Source organism: Microbacterium sp., from assembly GCF_031179285.1.
In the GTDB taxonomy this organism is placed as follows: domain Bacteria; phylum Actinomycetota; class Actinomycetes; order Actinomycetales; family Microbacteriaceae; genus Microbacterium.
On sequence record NZ_JAPSHY010000016.1, the window covers coordinates 1 to 15115 of the forward strand.

A 15115-nucleotide genomic window follows, 5' to 3' on the forward strand; every position below is an offset into this window, starting at 1 on the left:
CTGCTGGATGCCGTCGACGGCGCCTCTGCGCTGAATGCCGGCTACCTGGTGCCCGCCGGTACCGTGCGCTTCGAGGTGTGCGGACGCCGGAGTGCTGCGGCGTCGCCCGCCGAGTGCGAGGCCATGGTCGCCCTGGTGGCGGAGGGCATGACCGACGGTGCGCTGGGACTGTCGACCGGACTCGACTACGTACCGGGCATCTTCCAGGATGCCGACGAGATCGCGGCTCTGTGCGCGCCGGTGGCGCGCGCCGGCGGTGTGTACGTCAGTCACATGCGCGGCGGCTACGAGGCGAACACGGCAGCCGGCGTGGCGGAGATGGTCGACATCTCCCGGCGTGCGTCGGCGGAAGCAGGGGCCGCCCTGCCCGTGCACGTCTCGCACCTGCACGCCGATGCCGACATCGTGCTCGAGCAGCTCGACGCCTTCGCCGCGGCCGGAGTGGATGCGACCTTCGACGCGTACCCGTACATCCGCGGCTGCACGCTGCTCGGGATGCCCCTGCTGCCGCCCGAGATCTCGGCCTTGCCGGTCGACGAGATCGTCACGCTCCTCAGCGACCCGCTCGGTCGCGACGCCCTGCGCGACGCCTGCGCGCAGCGCGCCTCGAACAGTCCGAGCCTCGGCCCGGAGTGGCCCGAGATGATCACGCTCGCCCACATCGCGGCGTCCGACTTCGCCTGGGCGCACGGTCTCACGCTGCGCGCGGCCGCCGAACGCGCCGGCGTCGACGCGATGGACTTCGCCTTCGACCTGCTCGCCGCCTCGCGCCTGGAGAGCAGCGCGGTGATGGCCGTCCGCAATCCGCGCCCGGCCACTGAACTCGCGCGCATCTTCGCCCACCCCGGCCACATCGGCGGCTCCGACGGGATCTTCGTCGGCGCGCATCCGCACCCCAGGGCCGCGGGGTCGTTCGCGCGATACCTGCGCGAGTTCGTGCGCGAGCTGGGTGCGTGGACATGGGCGGATGCCGTGCACCACCTCTCCGCGCAGCCGGCGCGCCGGTTCGCGCTCGGGCGCCGAGGCGTGATCGAGCCTGGCGCGGTCGCCGATGTGCTGCTCGTCGATCCGGAGACGGTGGCGGATGGCGCCACCTACGAGCAGCCTCGCACGCTGGCGACCGGCATCGACGATGTCTTCGTCGCCGGTGTGCAGGTGCTCGCCGCGGGCGAGCTGACCGGAGCGTTGCCCGGTCGGGGTGTCCGCCGAGGGGGTGCCTGATGTCGCAGAGCGTCACGCGCGCAGCCGGCATCCTCAGTGCGCTCGCCACCGAGCCGTCGACGGTCAACGGGCTGGCCGAGGAGTTCGGCATCCACCGCTCCACCATGTTCCGCGAGCTGCAGAGCCTCGAGCAGGTCGGATTCGTCCGCAGGCAGAGTGACGGGCGCTACGCCCTCGGCGTGCAACTCGCCGTGCTGGGAGGCGCGGCGCTCGAGCAGCTCGACCTGCGCGGCGCGGCCTTCGCGCACGTGCGCAGACTGCACCGGATCGTCGGCAACACCGTGCATGTGGGGGCGCTGATCGGCGACGAGATCGTCTATGTCGACAAGGTCGAGGACGCCGCGGGCGTGCGCCTGTACTCCCGCGTCGGAGCGTCTGTGCTGCCCTACTGCAGCGGGATCGGAAAGGCCATCCTTGCCGAGCTGCCCGTCGATCGCCGCGACGCCGTGCTTGCCGGCTGCGACTGGCACCCGCACACGGCGAACACGCTGACCACCCGCGCCGCGCTCGACGCCGATCTCGCCCTCACCGCGCGGCGCGGATGGGCCTTCGACGATGCCGAGTTCGAAGACTTCGTCGGCTGCGTCGCCGTGCCGATCGTGACCTCCGCCGGCGTCGTCGGAGCCCTGTCACTGACGGCGCTGCGCGCCGCCCAGAACCGCACGCAGCTCGAGCAGCGCATACCCATGCTGCGAGAGACCGCCGCCGAGATCTCACACCAGCTGGGGTGAAGAAGACCGAATCGAGAAGGAAAGAGAGAAAGATGCCCAAGACAGGTTTCTACGCCGAAGGCGCCCCCACCCCCGCGGGCCCGTACAGCCACGGAGTCGTCGCGAACGGCTTCCTGTACACGGCCGGATTCGGCCCGCAGGACGCCGCCGACGACCACGCGATCGCCGACAACGTGGGTGACCAGACCCGCCAGGTGCTGCGCAACATCCAGCTGGTGCTCGCCGAGCACGACCTGACCATGGACGACGTGGTGAAGGCCACCGTGCACCTGCAGGACCTCGCCGACTTCGCGGAGTTCAACGCCGCATACGAGGAGTTCTTCACGGCTCCGTTCCCGGTGCGCACCACCGTCGGCTCGCAGCTGGCGAACATCCTCGTCGAGATCGACGTGGTCGCCGCCCTGCCCCAGGGCTGACCCCGGGCGGCGACGACGCCTGAGCAGGTCGCGCAGGGCGTCGCCCCGGATGCTGAGCACACCGCAGCATCCGGGGCGACGCATTCACCCATGCAGGCTGCGTCTGCGCCGCCGCAACCCCCTTTCGCGTTTCGAAGGCGCGCGTACCCTGACGAGCATGGACGGGATCGCGGCTGTCGATTTCGGGTTCGCGCGGGAGGTGCTGCAGCGGGGCATCGCGGCGTTGTACCTCGTCGCGTTCCTGTCGACGCTGAACCAGTTCCGCGCGCTGGCGGGTGAGAGAGGGCTGCTTCCCGCCCCCGCGCTGCTCGACTGGGTCGCCGCCCGCACGGAGCGCAAACGGATGCTGCATCCGACCCTGTTCCGCCATATCCGCTACACCGACCGCAGGCTCGCGGTGCTGTGCTGGGCGGGCATCATCGTCGCGGCATCCCTCGTGCTCGGCCTGCCGCAGCTGGGCCCGCCGTGGCTGCCGATGCTGCTGTTCCTCGCCCTCTGGCTCGGCTATATGTCAGTGGTCAGCATCGGCCAGACCTTCTATTCGTTCGGGTGGGAGATGCTCCTGCTCGAGGCGGGGTTCCTTGCGGCGTTCCTCGGCTCGAACGACCAGCCTCCGCCGACGGTGGTCATCGTGCTGTTCTGGTGGCTGCTGTTCCGCCTGGAGTTCGGCGCCGGCATGATCAAGATCCGCGGCGGCCGCGAGTGGCGCGACCTCACCGCGCTGATGTACCACCACGAGACGCAGCCGATGCCGGGGCCGCTCAGCCGGCAGGCCCACCTGCTGCCGCGATGGATCCATCGGGTCGAGGTGGTCGGCAATCATTTCGCGCAGCTGGTCGTTCCCTTCTTCCTCTTCGCGCCGCTGCTGTCGCTGTGGATCGACGGACCGGTGCCGCAGTGGATCGGTGCCGTGGCGGGCGGCATCGTCATCGCGACGCAGGTCTGGCTGGTGATCACCGGCAACTTCGCGTGGCTGAACTGGGCGACGATCGTGATCGGATTCTCGGCGATCGGCCTGCCGGGGATCGGCAGCACCTCTGCGACGGATGGGCCGTGGCCTGGCATCCCGCTGTACTGGCTCGTGATCACCTGTGCCGTCGGACTGCTGTATGTCGTGGTCAGCTGGCCGGCGGTCCGCAACCTGTTCGCGCGCCGCCAGCTCATGAACGCGAGCTTCAACCGTTGGCAGCTGGCGAACGCCTACGGCGCCTTCGGCACGGTGACCAAGCACCGCGTCGAGATCGTCGTCGAGGGAACGGTCGATGAGGATCCGGATGCCGCGGACTGGCGAGAGTACGAATTCAAGGGCAAGCCCGGCGATGTACGCCGCATCCCGCGGCAGTTCGCGCCGTACCATCTGCGGCTCGACTGGCTCATGTGGTTCCTGCCTCTCGGCCACTCGCTCGACGACTGGTTCACGGTCTTCGTCATCCGGCTGCTCGAGGCGGATGCGCCGACGCTGGCGCTGCTGCGCGACGACCCGTTCAGGGGGGAGCGGCCGCGGTGGGTGCGTGCGGTGTCGTACCGCTACCGGTTCGCGACGCGAGCCGAGCGCCGTGCGGAGGGCGTCCGCTGGGTGCGCACCGGGCGCCGCGTGATCCTCGGGCCCGCCGCGCTGCGGTGAGCGGCGGTCAGCTGCTGTTCCAGACCAGCGAGACGACGCATCAATTGACCTTCGCGCGGGTCGCGTCCGCCGAGTACGCCCAGAGCTCGTTGGCAGAATCGGTGTCGATCGCCCAGGCGGCGACCCCGCCCGGGGCGCCCTCTTTCGCAAGCGGGGCGATGTCGCAGTCTTCGCAGTATTCGCCCCCACGGCCCTCGAGCAGGGGGGACGTCGCCGCCCAGACAGCGGTCGCGGCGCCCTGGGCAGGGGTCTTGAACTCCGGGGACGGTACGCCGTCGCCGTCGATCCATCTCATCTCGATCTGCTGATCGCGCGGGATGTGTCGTTGCAACGGGGTGATGATGCTACCGGGCTGGACGGAGAACGCGCGGACCCCGAGCGAACGACCTACTGAGTCCAGCTGCACGGCGAAGAGGACGTTGGCCGTCTTGGACTGCCCATAAGCGACCCACGGGTCGTACTCGCGGCGAGTGAAGTGGATGTCATCCCAGCGGATGGGCGAAATGGCATGCGCCCCAGACGAGACTGAAACGACACGCGCGCCTCCCGTATCGAACGCGGGCATAAGGAGATCGACGAGTGCGAAGTGGCCGAGGTGGTTGATGGCGAACTGGGATTCCCACCCCGGGCCAACCCGGGTGAGCGGGTTCGCCATGACGCCCGCGCTGTTGATGACAAGGCCGATGGTCGTTCCTCTGTCGACCACTCCTCGCGCGAACGAGCGGACAGAGTCGAGATCGGACAGGTCCATTGCGACGACCTCCACTCCCGGCACGGTCGCGAGGGTTTGCGCGGGCGAGCTCCGGGCGCCGGGCCGGCACAATCACTCCGGCGCCCGCCGCGGCCAGAGCGGAGGTGGCTGCGCGGCCCAGCCCGGAGTAGCCCCCGGTGACGATCGCCGTCGTTCCGGTCAGGTCGATTCCGGCGAGCACATCGTGAGTGGTGGTGGCACCCCCGAAGCCGGTTCCGAGGGGCTGCTGGTTCAGATCTGGAGCTGTCATGGCCCCCACGGTAAGATCTAGAGCCAACTCTAGGTCAAGCACTTTGAATCCGGATCGAGCGAACCCATGTCCGATGCGGGCGGCCCCCTTTCCGTCCCAGCCGTCTCCTCGAACGCGTGGAGCATCGGCGGCGTCGCCATCGCGACAGGGCTCAGCGTTCACGCCATTCGTTTCTTCGAGCGCGAAGGACTGCTCCTGCGCGACATCCCCCGCAACGCGGGACGCCATCGCGTCTTCACACCGGCGGACGTCCAATGGTTGACCCTGGTGAATCGCCTGCGTGCGTCGGAGATGCCGTTGGCCCGTATCAGAGACTTCGTCGACCTAGTCCGGTCCGGGCCCGGAAACGAACAGGAGCGCCTCGACCTGCTCGAGGCGCACGAGCGTGCGGTCCGCGAGAGGATCGCTGAACTCGAGGACTGCCTCGAGATAATCGAGGGCAAGGTCGCTACGTACCAACGACATCTTCTCGACGGCACCGTCCACGGTGTCTGGGCGCCTTGACCTGTTCTTGACCCTCTTGAGCGTCGGAACGAATGCGTCCAGATCGGTCAAGCCATTCCTGCCGCGTGCAGGTCTCATGAAGTGCGATGTCATCGACACGAGTCCTGCTGACGGCAAAGATCGAGCACATGAGAAAACGCATCGTGGAGGTAGTCATTGGTGAACTGATCGGACGGGGAAACGTTGACGCGGTAGAGCCGTGGCTGAGGGACGATTTCGTCGACCACGGGCCTGGCATCGTCGCCGCCAGCAAGTCGGAGTGGCTGGCCAAGGCGCGAGCGCTGCCACTCACCGGATTCAAGATCGAGATTCACAGTTTGCACGAGGCCGGCGAGGACGTCACGATGCTCTCGCGGCGTTGGGTGCCCGCCCTGGAGGGGTGGATCGCCGTTGTCGACATCTTCCGTTTCAAGGACGGCGCGATCGCGGAGCATGCAGAAGTGTTCCAGCCGACAGCGGCTCCCGATGGCGTCTCTCGCCTGGGAAAGCTCGTGCCTTGGTAGCGGCAGGGGAACTGCTGCGTGAGTGGCGCTTGCGAAGGCGCATGTCCCAGATGGAGCTCGCTCACTCGATCGACGTTTCTCCCAGACACGTCAGCCTGGTCGAAACAGGAAAAGCGACGCCCAGTCCGTCCATGCTGCTCCGACTTGCCGCCGGCCTCGACGTGCCCCTACGAAACCGCAATCAGTTGCTCCTCGCCGCTGGCTATGCTCCGCGCTACCCCGAGCGTGAGATCGGCGCCGAGGAGTTGGAGCGCGCGTACCAGGCGGTGGTTGATGTACTCAGTGCGCACGAGCCGTATCCGGCTCTCGTCATCGACCGGCGCTGGAACATCGTTTTGATGAATCGCGCTCTCGGGCCATTCCTCACTGGTGTTGCTCCCGGGTTGCTGGGGCCGCCCGCAAACTGGGTTCGCCTCGGGCTGCATCCGCACGGCTTAGCGCCGCGCATTGTAAATCTCTCTCAAGTACGTGCACTGCTTCAAGCGCGCATTGCGAGGCAACTGGCTGCCGCACCCGATCCGGAAGTTCAGGCGCTTTACGACGAGTTCTTCGGGAGTCTTAGTGGGGTCGAAGTAGCTGCTGCCCCGATCGAGTCGGAGATCGCGATACCGATGATCGTCACCCACGGCAGCCACCAGCTCAAGCTGTTTTCGACGATCACGACCTTCGGGACCCCGCAAGACGTGACACTCGAAGAGATCTCGATTGAGTTGTACTACCCGGCGGACCACCGAACGGCGGATCTTCTCCGAAGTTCCACGCTCCACGACATTCAACCGCAACCGGGCGAAGGCACTTAGGCTGGGCCAGATGTCGCGGTGCCCTGGTGCGCGACGGTTTCGGGTCAACTTCTGCGGCCGATCCCAACTCTTGCGGCCAAGATCGCAGCCGTGGCCGCAGAAGTCAGAGATGGCCGCGGAAGTTCGAGGCGTCCTATGTCGATTCCGTGGATTTCTGTTCGACGTCATGATGAGAGGGTCGAACAGCGACCTGGAGCAGGAGCACGAAATGACTCGCGAACTCGTCTACACCGGATTCATCACCGCCGACGGCATCGTCGACTCCCCCGGCGGTGTGGTCGAAGGCCACCCGAGCGGCGGCTGGGTGTTCCGCACTCCGTTCGACCCCGACGCGTATTCCCTCAAGGGCGAGGAACTGGCCGACACCACGGCGCTGCTGTTCGGCCGTCGCAGCTACGAGGCGTTCGCCCCGATGTGGCGGGAGTCCGAGGATCACGCCGCCTATCGCGATCTGCCGAAGTACGTCGTGTCGACGACACTCACCGAAGACGAGGTGCTCGACGGCTGGGGAGAGACCCGCATCCTGCGCTCGACCGACGAGGTAGCGGCCCTGCGCGACGGTGAGGGCGGCGGCATCTTCATCCACGGCAGTGCAGAGCTCGGTCGACACCTCGGCGAGGCCGATCTCATCGATCGCTACAACCTGCTGGTGTTTCCGGTGCTGCTCGGCTCGGGAAAGACCATCTTCCCGCCGGCGCAGCGCGCCCAGCAGCTTACGCTGCGCGAATCGGCTGCGTACGCCAATGGCGTCGTCAAGGTCATCTACGACGTAAACCACTGACATCGTTCGGCCGCGGGGGCCTCGGTTCCCTCAACTTCTGCGGCCGATTCCCACTTCTGCGGCCAGAAATACCTCTTTTGGCCGCAGAAGTTCGGGATGGCCGCAGAAGTTCGAAGCTCCGGCATGTCGACCGGCCGGCCGGTATGCTGTCGGTCGTGAGTCCTGAGGCAGACAGACGCTAAATCGCGGGTCGAGTCGCACATCGTGCGCTCCCCGCATCTCGTCGACCCTTCATCACTCCGTCGCGCCCCCCGGGTGACGCGACGCCGTACGTCTGGATGCTTCACCATGCCTCTGTTGATCCTGGTCCTCTCCCTGGCGGTCTTCGCCCAGGGCACCAGCGAGTTCATGCTCGCGGGACTGCTCCTTCCCATCTCGGCCGAGCTGGGCGTCACGCCGGCCGTCGCCGGCACCCTCACATCAGCCTTCGCCGTCGGGATGGTGATCGGCGCTCCCGCGATGGCGCTCATCGGCGCTCGCTGGAGTCCCCGCCGGGCTCTGATCGCCCTGCTGAGCCTGTTTCTCCTCTCCCACGTCGTCGGGGCCGTCACCCCGACGTTCGAGGTGCTGCTGATCACGCGGGTGATCTCCGCGCTGGCGAACGCAGGATTCCTCGCCGTCGCGCTGGCGACCGTCGGGCGGCTGGTCTTGCCGGATCGCACGACGCGCGCAGTGGCGACCCTCCTTGCCGGCACCACACTCGCCACCATCATCGGCGTGCCGGCCGGAGCGCTGCTCGCGACGTTGCTGGGCTGGCGCGCGACGTTCTGGGGAGTCGTCCTGCTCTGCATCCCCGCGCTGATCGCACTGCTGCGGGATCGCTCCCTCCGGCAGGCGGCAGCGGCGCCCGGCATCCGCATTCGAGACGAACTGTCCGAGCTGCGTCGCCGGCCCGTGCTGGGATCCGTCGTGCTGGCCGTTCTCGTCAACTCCGCGACTTTCGGGGTGTTCACATTCCTCGGGGTGCTCGGGGCGGATGCCGGAATCCAGGCACCTCTCATCCCGCTGCTGCTCGCGGGGTTCGGGGTCGGCGCGTTTGCCGGCGTCACCGCGACGGGCCGTTGGGCGCCGGGGCGCGAGCGGGCCTGGATCACGGCTGGGACGGCCATGCTCATGTGCGCCTGGGCAGCGTTCGCTCTGCTGGTCGCGTCGCCGATCGCCCTGCCACTGCTGGCGGTTCTCTGCGGCGCGCTCTCGTTCGCCGTCGGATCCGCCCTGATCGGACGGATCGTCCGCGAGGCCGGGGGCGCTCCCGTCCTCGGCGGAGCGTACGCGACCGTCGCGCTGAATCTCGGCGCTTTCTCTGGGCCTCTCATCGCCGGCATCGTGTACGAGCGCTCTGAGGCCGCGGCGGTGCCATGGACGGCGGTGATCATCACGGCCACCGCCGTGATGATCACCGTCTGGGCGCTCGCGCCGGCGCTAAATCAGACGCGGTCCGGGCGATGAGCGGGCGCGGTGCCGGCGGTCACACCGACTGCCGGCGCCGCGCTCTGCTGCCCGCCATGATCAGCAGAAGCGCGGGCACTGCGAAGAGCAGGAATCCGCTGGGGCCGACGATCCACACGCAGACGACTGCCCACGCCGCCAGGGCGAACCCGACGTATGCCGGCACGGTCGCGCCCCGTCGACCTGCCTCGAGGATCAGCAGCGCGAGCAGTGCGATCGGAACGACGAAACCGCCCGGCAGCGCCCAGAAGTGCACGAATGCGTCGATCGGCATCTGCTCGCTGCGGAGAGGGCCGGCAAGCCATGAGTCCCACCACCCGTGTGCCACGAAGACCGCGGTGTGAAGGACGCTGATCAGCAGCAGAGTCACGGCGGCGGCGACGGTCAGGCGGTCGGCGCGGCGCGCGGGGTGAGCGGTCGCTGCGGTCACGCGGACGCGGAGCGGGATGTTCTCGGTCGCGGAGTGCTGTTCCATGCCTCCAGCCTGCAAGTCGCCGCGACAGCAGGCATCGCCCGCAGAGGTGACGGGACCTCGCCTGAAAGGGTGAGAATCTCGAAACTCATCCCTCGGTCGCGCTGTGCGAGACTTCGCTCATGGTTGAGAACGACGCCGTCCCGAGCATCGAATGGAGACCGGTCGCAGAGGCGGACTTTCCGCTGCTCTCCGACTGGCTCGCCAGGCCGCACGTCCACCGGTACTGGCACCATGACCACACACCCGAGGGTGTGGCGGCCGACTTCGGCCCCGGCACTCGCGGTGAAGAGGCGGGCGAAGATCTGCTCGTCTTCGTCGACGGTGCCCCGACCGCTCTTGTGCAGCGAGCCCGGATCGCTGACTACCCGGAGGACCTCGAAGAATTCAGTCGCATCGTCGACGTGCCGCCGGGTGCGGTGACGATCGACTATCTCATCGCCGATCAGTCTCGGATCGGCCAGGGGCTGGGCACGGCGATCATCCGCGCCGTCGTCGCGGACACGTGGTCGAAGTATCCCGAGTGCACTGCCATCATCGTCAGCGTGGTCGCAGGGAACATCGCCTCGTGGCGTGCGCTCGAGAAGGCCGGTTTCCGGCGCATCGCCGAGGGAGACATGGAACCGGACAACCCCATCGATCCGCCGCTGCACGTGATCTCGCGCATCGACAGGCCCGAGGCCGCGCCCCGGCGGGTGTGACTCCGCGGGTCTGTGGTGCGGCGACTGCTGCGCGATACCCGGCCTCACGTGTCCTGTCCCTGACCCGAATGTTCGTCTCGGGACACGGGCCGGGTGCGATGCGATGGCCGATTCCCGCCGGACGGGCGGGGCCATCCCTGCTGGACTCGGAAGATGCCCGTTGAAGAACGCCCTTCTCTCTCTTCCCCCTTCGTGCGCGTCGCCTGGGCGAGCGTGCTGACACAGATGGCAGAGCAGATGGCCCTCGTCGCGGCGCCCCTGGCGGCGGTGCTCGTGCTCGGTGCGGGCGCCCCCGAAACCGCGCTGCTGCAGGTGGCGCAGACCCTTCCCTTCCTGCTGCTCTCCATCCCGTTCGGACTGGTCATCGATCGGTCCTCGCCGAAACGCGTGCTCGTCGGATGCGAAGCGCTGCGTGCGGCGACCCTGGCGTGCACAGTCGCCCTGATCCTGCTCGATTCGCTCACCTTCGGCGCCCTGCTCGCTCTGGGCTTCGTCGGTGCGATCGGCACGGTCGGGGTGAGCGTGGCCATTCCCTCATCTGTGCCGCAGCTCGTCACGCGGGAGCGCCTCGTGGACGCCAATCAGTGGCTGGAGCTGGGGCGCAGCGTCGCGTTCATCAGCGGTCCGGTCATCGCCGGTGCGATCGTGTCTCTCGCGGGAGCGGAGACGGCGTTCGTCGTGGCCACCGTCGCGTGTACGGCTGCCGCGGCGTTGCTCCTGCGGGTCGACATCCCTCGCGCGCTCTCACCGCGCACGAAGGCATGGAGCGATGTCGTCAGCAGTGTGCGCTTCGTGCTATCGAATCGACTGCTGCGGCCGATGATCGTGACGTCGATGGTCTTCAACGTCGGATGGTTCCTCATCCAGTCGGTCTTCGTGGTGTACGCGATCGATCGGCTCGGGATGACGGCGGCGACCGTAGGCGCTGTGATGGGAGTGTACGGAGCGGGCATGGTGATCGGCGCTTTCGCCTCGCGCCGGCTGTCTCGACGCATCACTCTGGGGGCGATGTCGGTGCTGGGCCCGATCGGAGGCTTCATCGCCGCAGGTCTCATGGCCGCGACGGTCTGGATGCCGCTGCCCGCTCTCGCCTACGTGGCATTCTTCCTGTTCGGCCTGGGGCCGGTGCTCTGGTCGATATCGACGACGTCGCTCAGGCAGGCGGTCACGCCGATGCCGATGATCGGGCGGGTGTCGTCTCTGCTGGTCGTCTCGACATACGGCGCCCGGCCGATCGGTGCAGGACTCGGGGCTGTGATCGCGGCCGGCGCCGGCATCGAGTGGTGCATCGCCGTGGCTGCTGTCGTCTTCGCCGCGCAACTGGTGCTGGTGCTCACCTCCGCCCTGCCCGCGGTGCGCGAGCTACCTGCGCAGGCTCCCGAGACGGCGGATGCTGCGTGAGATCGTGCATCGCGCGTGAGAGCGCAGTTTCTGCGTGAGACACCACGTCTCGCGTGAGACGCCGCATGCGGCGTGAGACATCACGTGAGACGTGGTGTCTCACGCTGCGACGTGTGTTTCGCGCGCCGCAGAGCGGCCGACCCGGCGGCGCGTCAGCGCGCGGTCACGGCACGATCGAGTCGATGTACCCGCCGTCGACGCGGACCGCAGCGCCGGTCGTCGCCGACGCGAGCGGCGAGGCGAGGTAGGCGACCATGTTCGCGATCTCTTCCGGCTCGATGAGTCGCTGCAGCAGGGACTGCGGACGGTGCAGCTTCATGAACTCGCGCTGCGCCTGCTCCCACGCCAGCGCGCGGTCGACCAGCTCATAGACGAAGTCCTCCACGCCGCCGGTGTGCGTCGGTCCGGCGAGCACCGAGTTGACGGTGACCCCAGTGCCGGCGGCATCCTTCGCGAAGCCGCGACTGACGGCGAGGAGCGCCGTCTTCGACATGCCGTAGTGGATCATCTCGGCGGGGGTGACGACGGCCGAGTCGCTGGCGATGTTCATCACCCGGCCCCACCCGCGCTCCTTCATGCCGGGCAGTACCGCGCGGGTCAGCCGTACCGCCGTCAGCACGTTGATCTCGAAGTACCGACGCCACTCGTCGTCGGTGATCTCGAGCGCCGGGGTCGTGCCGAAGATGCCGAGGTTGTTGACCAGTACGTCGACGTCACCGGCCGCGTCGAGCACGGCTACCGCCCCCGCCTCATCGCTCACGTCTCCGGCCGCCGCGACCAGATCGCGGTCGCTGGATTCGGCCCGCAGCTCGTCGATGACCGAAGCCACGGTGTCGGCACGCCGCCCGTTGACGGCGACGCGGGCTCCGGCATCCGCCAGTGCCACCGCGATCGCGCGGCCGATGCCCTGTGTCGATCCCGTGACGAGGGCGGTCTTTCCGGTGAGGTCGATGCGCATGGTGCTCCGTTTCATTCCGAGTCGCTGGCGCGGTCGCTTGCCGAGGGTGCAACCACGCGCCCGCTCAGATCATGCCCGAGAACACGATCGCGTCCGTCAGCGGCCACCGCCCGCATCAGTCAGCGAATCCATCGCGGTGTATTCCACCCGTAGGACGCGGATGCTGCCGCGGCGGGACCGGAAGCCGACAACCCGCCCGGTGAACCCTCCGGCGACCTCCGTCGAGAGGTATCTGCCGTCCGCCCTGCCCAGCGGATGCCGCACACCGCCCTGCTCGACGGAGAACAGCAGGTCGTCCGGCCCGCCCGATGTGGCCGGCACGCTCTCGATCCGGGCGGTCACCGGCCCGGCGTCCACACGCGCACCCGGTGCGAGCTGCTGCTGCACCGGCCCGACGCGAAGCACCGCCTCGGCGTTGCCGCTCTCGACTCGCACCTCTGCCCAGTGGCTGTCATCCAGCCTCAGCAGGACTCCGGCCGCACCGTCCCGCGGATCGAGCTCGACGTCGAACGCCCATCGCCGGTCCGTGACCCGCGCGACAACGGCGCTCATGGCACGCGTCGGCTGCGAATCCTCGAGCACCTCGACGCCCCCGTCACTCAGCGCTCGCAGCTGTCTGCCGACCGGCGCGCCCGGCGAGACCCAGCGGGGGTGCAATGGGGCCGACGTGAACGTCTCGCTGTAGGAACGGTCTGGCACCGTGATGACGAATCGCGACTCGTCGAACACCGGCCACCCGTCCTGCCAGCGCACTCCGGAGAGGAATGTCTCCCGGCCGTTCACGTGGAACATCGGTGTGACGCCCTGCGGACGGACGCCGAGGTACACGGCGGCCCATTCTCCCTCGGGGGTCTGCACAAAGTCGGCATGACCGGTGTTCTGCACCACGTGCGTCGTGCTCCGGTGCGTGAGGATCGGGTTGGCGGGTGCCGCTTCGAACGGTCCGTCGTGCCGGCGTGATCGGGCGACCGAGACCCCGTGACCGCGCTCTGTCCCGCCCTCCGCGATCACGAGATAGAACCAGCCGTCGTGGTGGTACAGATGCGGCGCCTCGGGGTGCGCCATCCCGGTTCCGCGCCAGATGACCCGCGGCTGAGTGAGCACGCGACCCCCGGTGGGTTCCACCTGTGCCTGTGCGATGCCCGGCAGCGCAGGATCCGTCGAGCAGTACGTGACGTAGCAGTCGTCGCCGACCCAGGCGAGGTCGGGGTCGATGCCCTGCAGCCCGTCGAGCCGCCGGAGCGGTTCCCAGCCGCCGCGCGGATCGGCGGTGGAGGTGATCACCTGACCGCCCGACGTACCGATGTCGGTCGTGATGAGCCAGAACCGGCCGTCGTGGAACCGGAGTGTCGGCGCATAGATGCCGCCACTGGAGGGGAACCGCCCTGCGGTCGCCGCCTCCTCCCCTGCGAGGGCGTTCCCGATCTGAGTCCACTGCAGCAGATCGGTGCTGTGCCAGATGGGGACCCCGGGCGAGTACTCGAACGAAGAGTGCGCGAGGTAGAAGCCGTCGTCACCGCGGCAGATGCTCGGATCGGGGTGGAAGCCCGCGACGATGGGCTCCTCGCTCGTGGAGGCGGTGCGCACTGCGATGTCGATCTCTTCGGCGGCGAGGAGGTCGTTCGTGGAGGTGGTCATTTGATTCCGGTCACCGCGATTCCTTGGATGAAGTACCGCTGCAGTGCGATGAAGAGCAGCAGCACCGGTGTGATGACGAGCACGGAGCCCGCGAGCAGGACTCCGTAGTTCGTGGCGTTCTGTCCGACCGAGTACAGCGACAGCGCTACGGGCAGGGTGTACATGTCCTCGCTCTGTGCGACGACGAGCGGCCAGAGGAAGTTGTTCCAGGAGCCGAGGAATGTGAGGATCGCCAGCGTCGCGAGCGCCGGCTTGCAAAGCGGCAGCACGATCGTCGCGAAGATCCGCAACTCGTTCGCGCCGTCGATGCGCGCCGCTTCGATGAGGGCGTCCGGGATCTCGTTGATGAACTGGCGCATCAGGAAGACGCCGAGCGGTCCGGCCAGGAACGGCAGGATCAGCGCGGCGTGGGTGCTCACCATCCCGAGGTTGCTGATGACGACGAACAGCGGGATGAAGGTCACGACGCCCGGGACCATCAGCGTCACGAGCACCAGCGCGAACAGCGCGCGCTTGCCGGCGAACTCGAGCTTCGCCAGTGCGTATCCCACCAGCGAGCAGAAAAGCAGGGTCCCGATGACCGTGAACCCGGCGACCACGACGCTGTTGTAGAAGAAGGTGCCGAAGTCGAGTCGGGTGAACCAGGCGACGAAGTTGTCCCAGGTGATGGTCTCCGGCCACCAGGTCGGCGGCCGCCGGATGAGCTCCTGCTGCGTCTTCACCGAACCGAGGTACATCCACACGAACGGCAGGATCGTGACGAGGACGGCGATGAGCAGCGCGGCGTAGACGAGCACCCGTGACATCCGCGGCCTGCGCCTCGACCCGCGCCGCCGCACGTCAGGGCGCGGGGCGGGGGAGACCGCGACGGCTTCGACCGCCGTCGTTCTCGATGAGAGTTGTGTCGACATGACG

At 68.0% G+C, this 15115-nt stretch carries 15 protein-coding genes and 1 pseudogene; 11 read left to right on the forward strand and 5 right to left on the reverse strand.

What is annotated here, in order from left to right; translation table 11 throughout:
- The 4 genes and pseudogenes from RIN18_RS11155 to RIN18_RS11170 form a co-directional block, all read left to right on the forward strand.
- Positions 1 to 1221: pseudogene (locus tag RIN18_RS11155) on the forward strand (amidohydrolase family protein); the annotation flags it as partial.
- Complete coding sequence (locus tag RIN18_RS11160) at positions 1221 to 1952, forward strand: IclR family transcriptional regulator (RefSeq protein ID WP_309104048.1); 732 nt, start codon at positions 1221 to 1223, stop codon at positions 1950 to 1952. The pseudogene RIN18_RS11155 and the gene RIN18_RS11160, both read left to right, overlap by 1 nt.
- A gap of 32 nt (positions 1953 to 1984) precedes the next feature.
- The gene (locus RIN18_RS11165; RefSeq protein WP_309104049.1) at positions 1985 to 2368 is read left to right on the forward strand and encodes a RidA family protein; all 384 of its coding nucleotides are present in this window, start codon (positions 1985 to 1987) and stop codon (positions 2366 to 2368) included.
- Between the two features lie 157 nt (positions 2369 to 2525).
- Positions 2526 to 3992 (forward strand): lipase maturation factor family protein, encoded by a 1467-nt coding sequence (locus RIN18_RS11170; RefSeq protein WP_309104050.1) that lies wholly within the window; start codon positions 2526 to 2528, stop codon positions 3990 to 3992.
- A 40-nt stretch (positions 3993 to 4032) separates the two neighbouring features.
- On the opposite strand, the gene RIN18_RS11175 is transcribed toward RIN18_RS11170, so the two are convergent.
- Positions 4033 to 4767 (reverse strand): SDR family NAD(P)-dependent oxidoreductase, encoded by a 735-nt coding sequence (locus tag RIN18_RS11175; RefSeq protein WP_309104051.1) that lies wholly within the window; start codon positions 4765 to 4767, stop codon positions 4033 to 4035.
- 292 nt (positions 4768 to 5059) lie between these two features.
- On the opposite strand from RIN18_RS11175, the gene RIN18_RS11180 reads away from it, so the two are divergent.
- The 5 genes from RIN18_RS11180 (at position 5060) to RIN18_RS11200 (ending at position 9030) form a co-directional block, all read left to right on the forward strand.
- A complete protein-coding gene (locus RIN18_RS11180; protein ID WP_309104052.1) occupies positions 5060 to 5497 on the forward strand; it encodes a MerR family transcriptional regulator in 438 nt (145 codons plus the stop codon).
- An 86-nt stretch (positions 5498 to 5583) separates the two neighbouring features.
- On the forward strand, positions 5584 to 6000 hold the full coding sequence (locus RIN18_RS11185) for a nuclear transport factor 2 family protein (protein WP_309104053.1): 417 nt from the start codon (positions 5584 to 5586) through the stop codon (positions 5998 to 6000).
- Positions 5994 to 6800: a helix-turn-helix domain-containing protein gene (locus RIN18_RS11190; protein ID WP_309104054.1), complete on the forward strand. Its 807-nt coding sequence runs from the start codon at positions 5994 to 5996 to the stop codon at positions 6798 to 6800. The genes RIN18_RS11185 and RIN18_RS11190 overlap by 7 nt, the downstream gene beginning before the upstream one ends.
- A gap of 208 nt (positions 6801 to 7008) precedes the next feature.
- Complete coding sequence (locus tag RIN18_RS11195; RefSeq protein ID WP_309104055.1) at positions 7009 to 7581, forward strand: dihydrofolate reductase family protein; 573 nt, start codon at positions 7009 to 7011, stop codon at positions 7579 to 7581.
- Positions 7582 to 7869: 288 nt separating this feature from the next.
- Positions 7870 to 9030, forward strand: coding sequence for an MFS transporter (locus tag RIN18_RS11200; protein ID WP_309104056.1), 1161 nt, complete (start codon positions 7870 to 7872; stop codon positions 9028 to 9030).
- 19 nt (positions 9031 to 9049) lie between these two features.
- Here RIN18_RS11200 and RIN18_RS11205 read toward each other — a convergent pair whose 3' ends face one another.
- Positions 9050 to 9505 carry a DUF6463 family protein gene (locus RIN18_RS11205; protein ID WP_309104057.1) on the reverse strand — a complete coding sequence of 152 codons (456 nt, stop codon included), beginning with the start codon at positions 9503 to 9505 and terminating at the stop codon, positions 9050 to 9052.
- Positions 9506 to 9624: 119 nt separating this feature from the next.
- Here RIN18_RS11205 and RIN18_RS11210 point away from each other — a divergent pair, with 119 nt between their 5' ends.
- Both RIN18_RS11210 and RIN18_RS11215 read left to right on the forward strand, forming a co-directional pair.
- Complete coding sequence (locus tag RIN18_RS11210) at positions 9625 to 10203, forward strand: GNAT family N-acetyltransferase (RefSeq protein WP_309104058.1); 579 nt, start codon at positions 9625 to 9627, stop codon at positions 10201 to 10203.
- 153 nt (positions 10204 to 10356) lie between these two features.
- Positions 10357 to 11604 (forward strand): MFS transporter, encoded by a 1248-nt coding sequence (locus tag RIN18_RS11215; protein ID WP_309104059.1) that lies wholly within the window; start codon positions 10357 to 10359, stop codon positions 11602 to 11604.
- Positions 11605 to 11767: 163 nt separating this feature from the next.
- Here the strand turns inward: RIN18_RS11215 and RIN18_RS11220 are convergent, their stop codons facing one another.
- From RIN18_RS11220 to RIN18_RS11230, 3 genes are all read right to left on the reverse strand, one after another.
- A complete protein-coding gene (locus RIN18_RS11220; RefSeq protein ID WP_309104120.1) occupies positions 11768 to 12562 on the reverse strand; it encodes an SDR family oxidoreductase in 795 nt (264 codons plus the stop codon).
- Between the two features lie 96 nt (positions 12563 to 12658).
- A complete protein-coding gene (locus tag RIN18_RS11225) occupies positions 12659 to 14200 on the reverse strand; it encodes a family 43 glycosylhydrolase (RefSeq protein WP_309104060.1) in 1542 nt (513 codons plus the stop codon).
- A complete protein-coding gene (locus RIN18_RS11230; protein WP_375163524.1) occupies positions 14197 to 15111 on the reverse strand; it encodes a carbohydrate ABC transporter permease in 915 nt (304 codons plus the stop codon). Before RIN18_RS11230 ends, RIN18_RS11225 begins: the two co-directional genes overlap by 4 nt.
- Between the last annotated feature and the right edge of the window lie 4 nt (positions 15112 to 15115).

What these genes read in the sequence shown, in the direction of transcription:
- RIN18_RS11165 (WP_309104049.1), top strand. Translation starts at nt 1,985, where the DNA reads ATGCCCAAGACAGGTTTCTACGCCGAAGGCGCCCCCACCCCCGCGGGC.
- RIN18_RS11225 (WP_309104060.1), bottom strand. Translation starts at nt 14,200, where the DNA reads ATGACCACCTCCACGAACGACCTCCTCGCCGCCGAAGAGATCGACATC.
- RIN18_RS11230 (WP_375163524.1), bottom strand. Translation starts at nt 15,111, where the DNA reads ATGTCGACACAACTCTCATCGAGAACGACGGCGGTCGAAGCCGTCGCG.
- RIN18_RS11220 (WP_309104120.1), bottom strand. Translation starts at nt 12,562, where the DNA reads ATGCGCATCGACCTCACCGGAAAGACCGCCCTCGTCACGGGATCGACA.
- RIN18_RS11200 (WP_309104056.1), top strand. Translation starts at nt 7,870, where the DNA reads ATGCCTCTGTTGATCCTGGTCCTCTCCCTGGCGGTCTTCGCCCAGGGC.
- RIN18_RS11180 (WP_309104052.1), top strand. Translation starts at nt 5,060, where the DNA reads ATGTCCGATGCGGGCGGCCCCCTTTCCGTCCCAGCCGTCTCCTCGAAC.
- RIN18_RS11185 (WP_309104053.1), top strand. Translation starts at nt 5,584, where the DNA reads ATGTCATCGACACGAGTCCTGCTGACGGCAAAGATCGAGCACATGAGA.
- RIN18_RS11205 (WP_309104057.1), bottom strand. Translation starts at nt 9,505, where the DNA reads ATGGAACAGCACTCCGCGACCGAGAACATCCCGCTCCGCGTCCGCGTG.
- RIN18_RS11160 (WP_309104048.1), top strand. Translation starts at nt 1,221, where the DNA reads ATGTCGCAGAGCGTCACGCGCGCAGCCGGCATCCTCAGTGCGCTCGCC.
- RIN18_RS11210 (WP_309104058.1), top strand. Translation starts at nt 9,625, where the DNA reads ATGGTTGAGAACGACGCCGTCCCGAGCATCGAATGGAGACCGGTCGCA.
- RIN18_RS11195 (WP_309104055.1), top strand. Translation starts at nt 7,009, where the DNA reads ATGACTCGCGAACTCGTCTACACCGGATTCATCACCGCCGACGGCATC.
- RIN18_RS11215 (WP_309104059.1), top strand. Translation starts at nt 10,357, where the DNA reads ATGCCCGTTGAAGAACGCCCTTCTCTCTCTTCCCCCTTCGTGCGCGTC.
- RIN18_RS11170 (WP_309104050.1), top strand. Translation starts at nt 2,526, where the DNA reads ATGGACGGGATCGCGGCTGTCGATTTCGGGTTCGCGCGGGAGGTGCTG.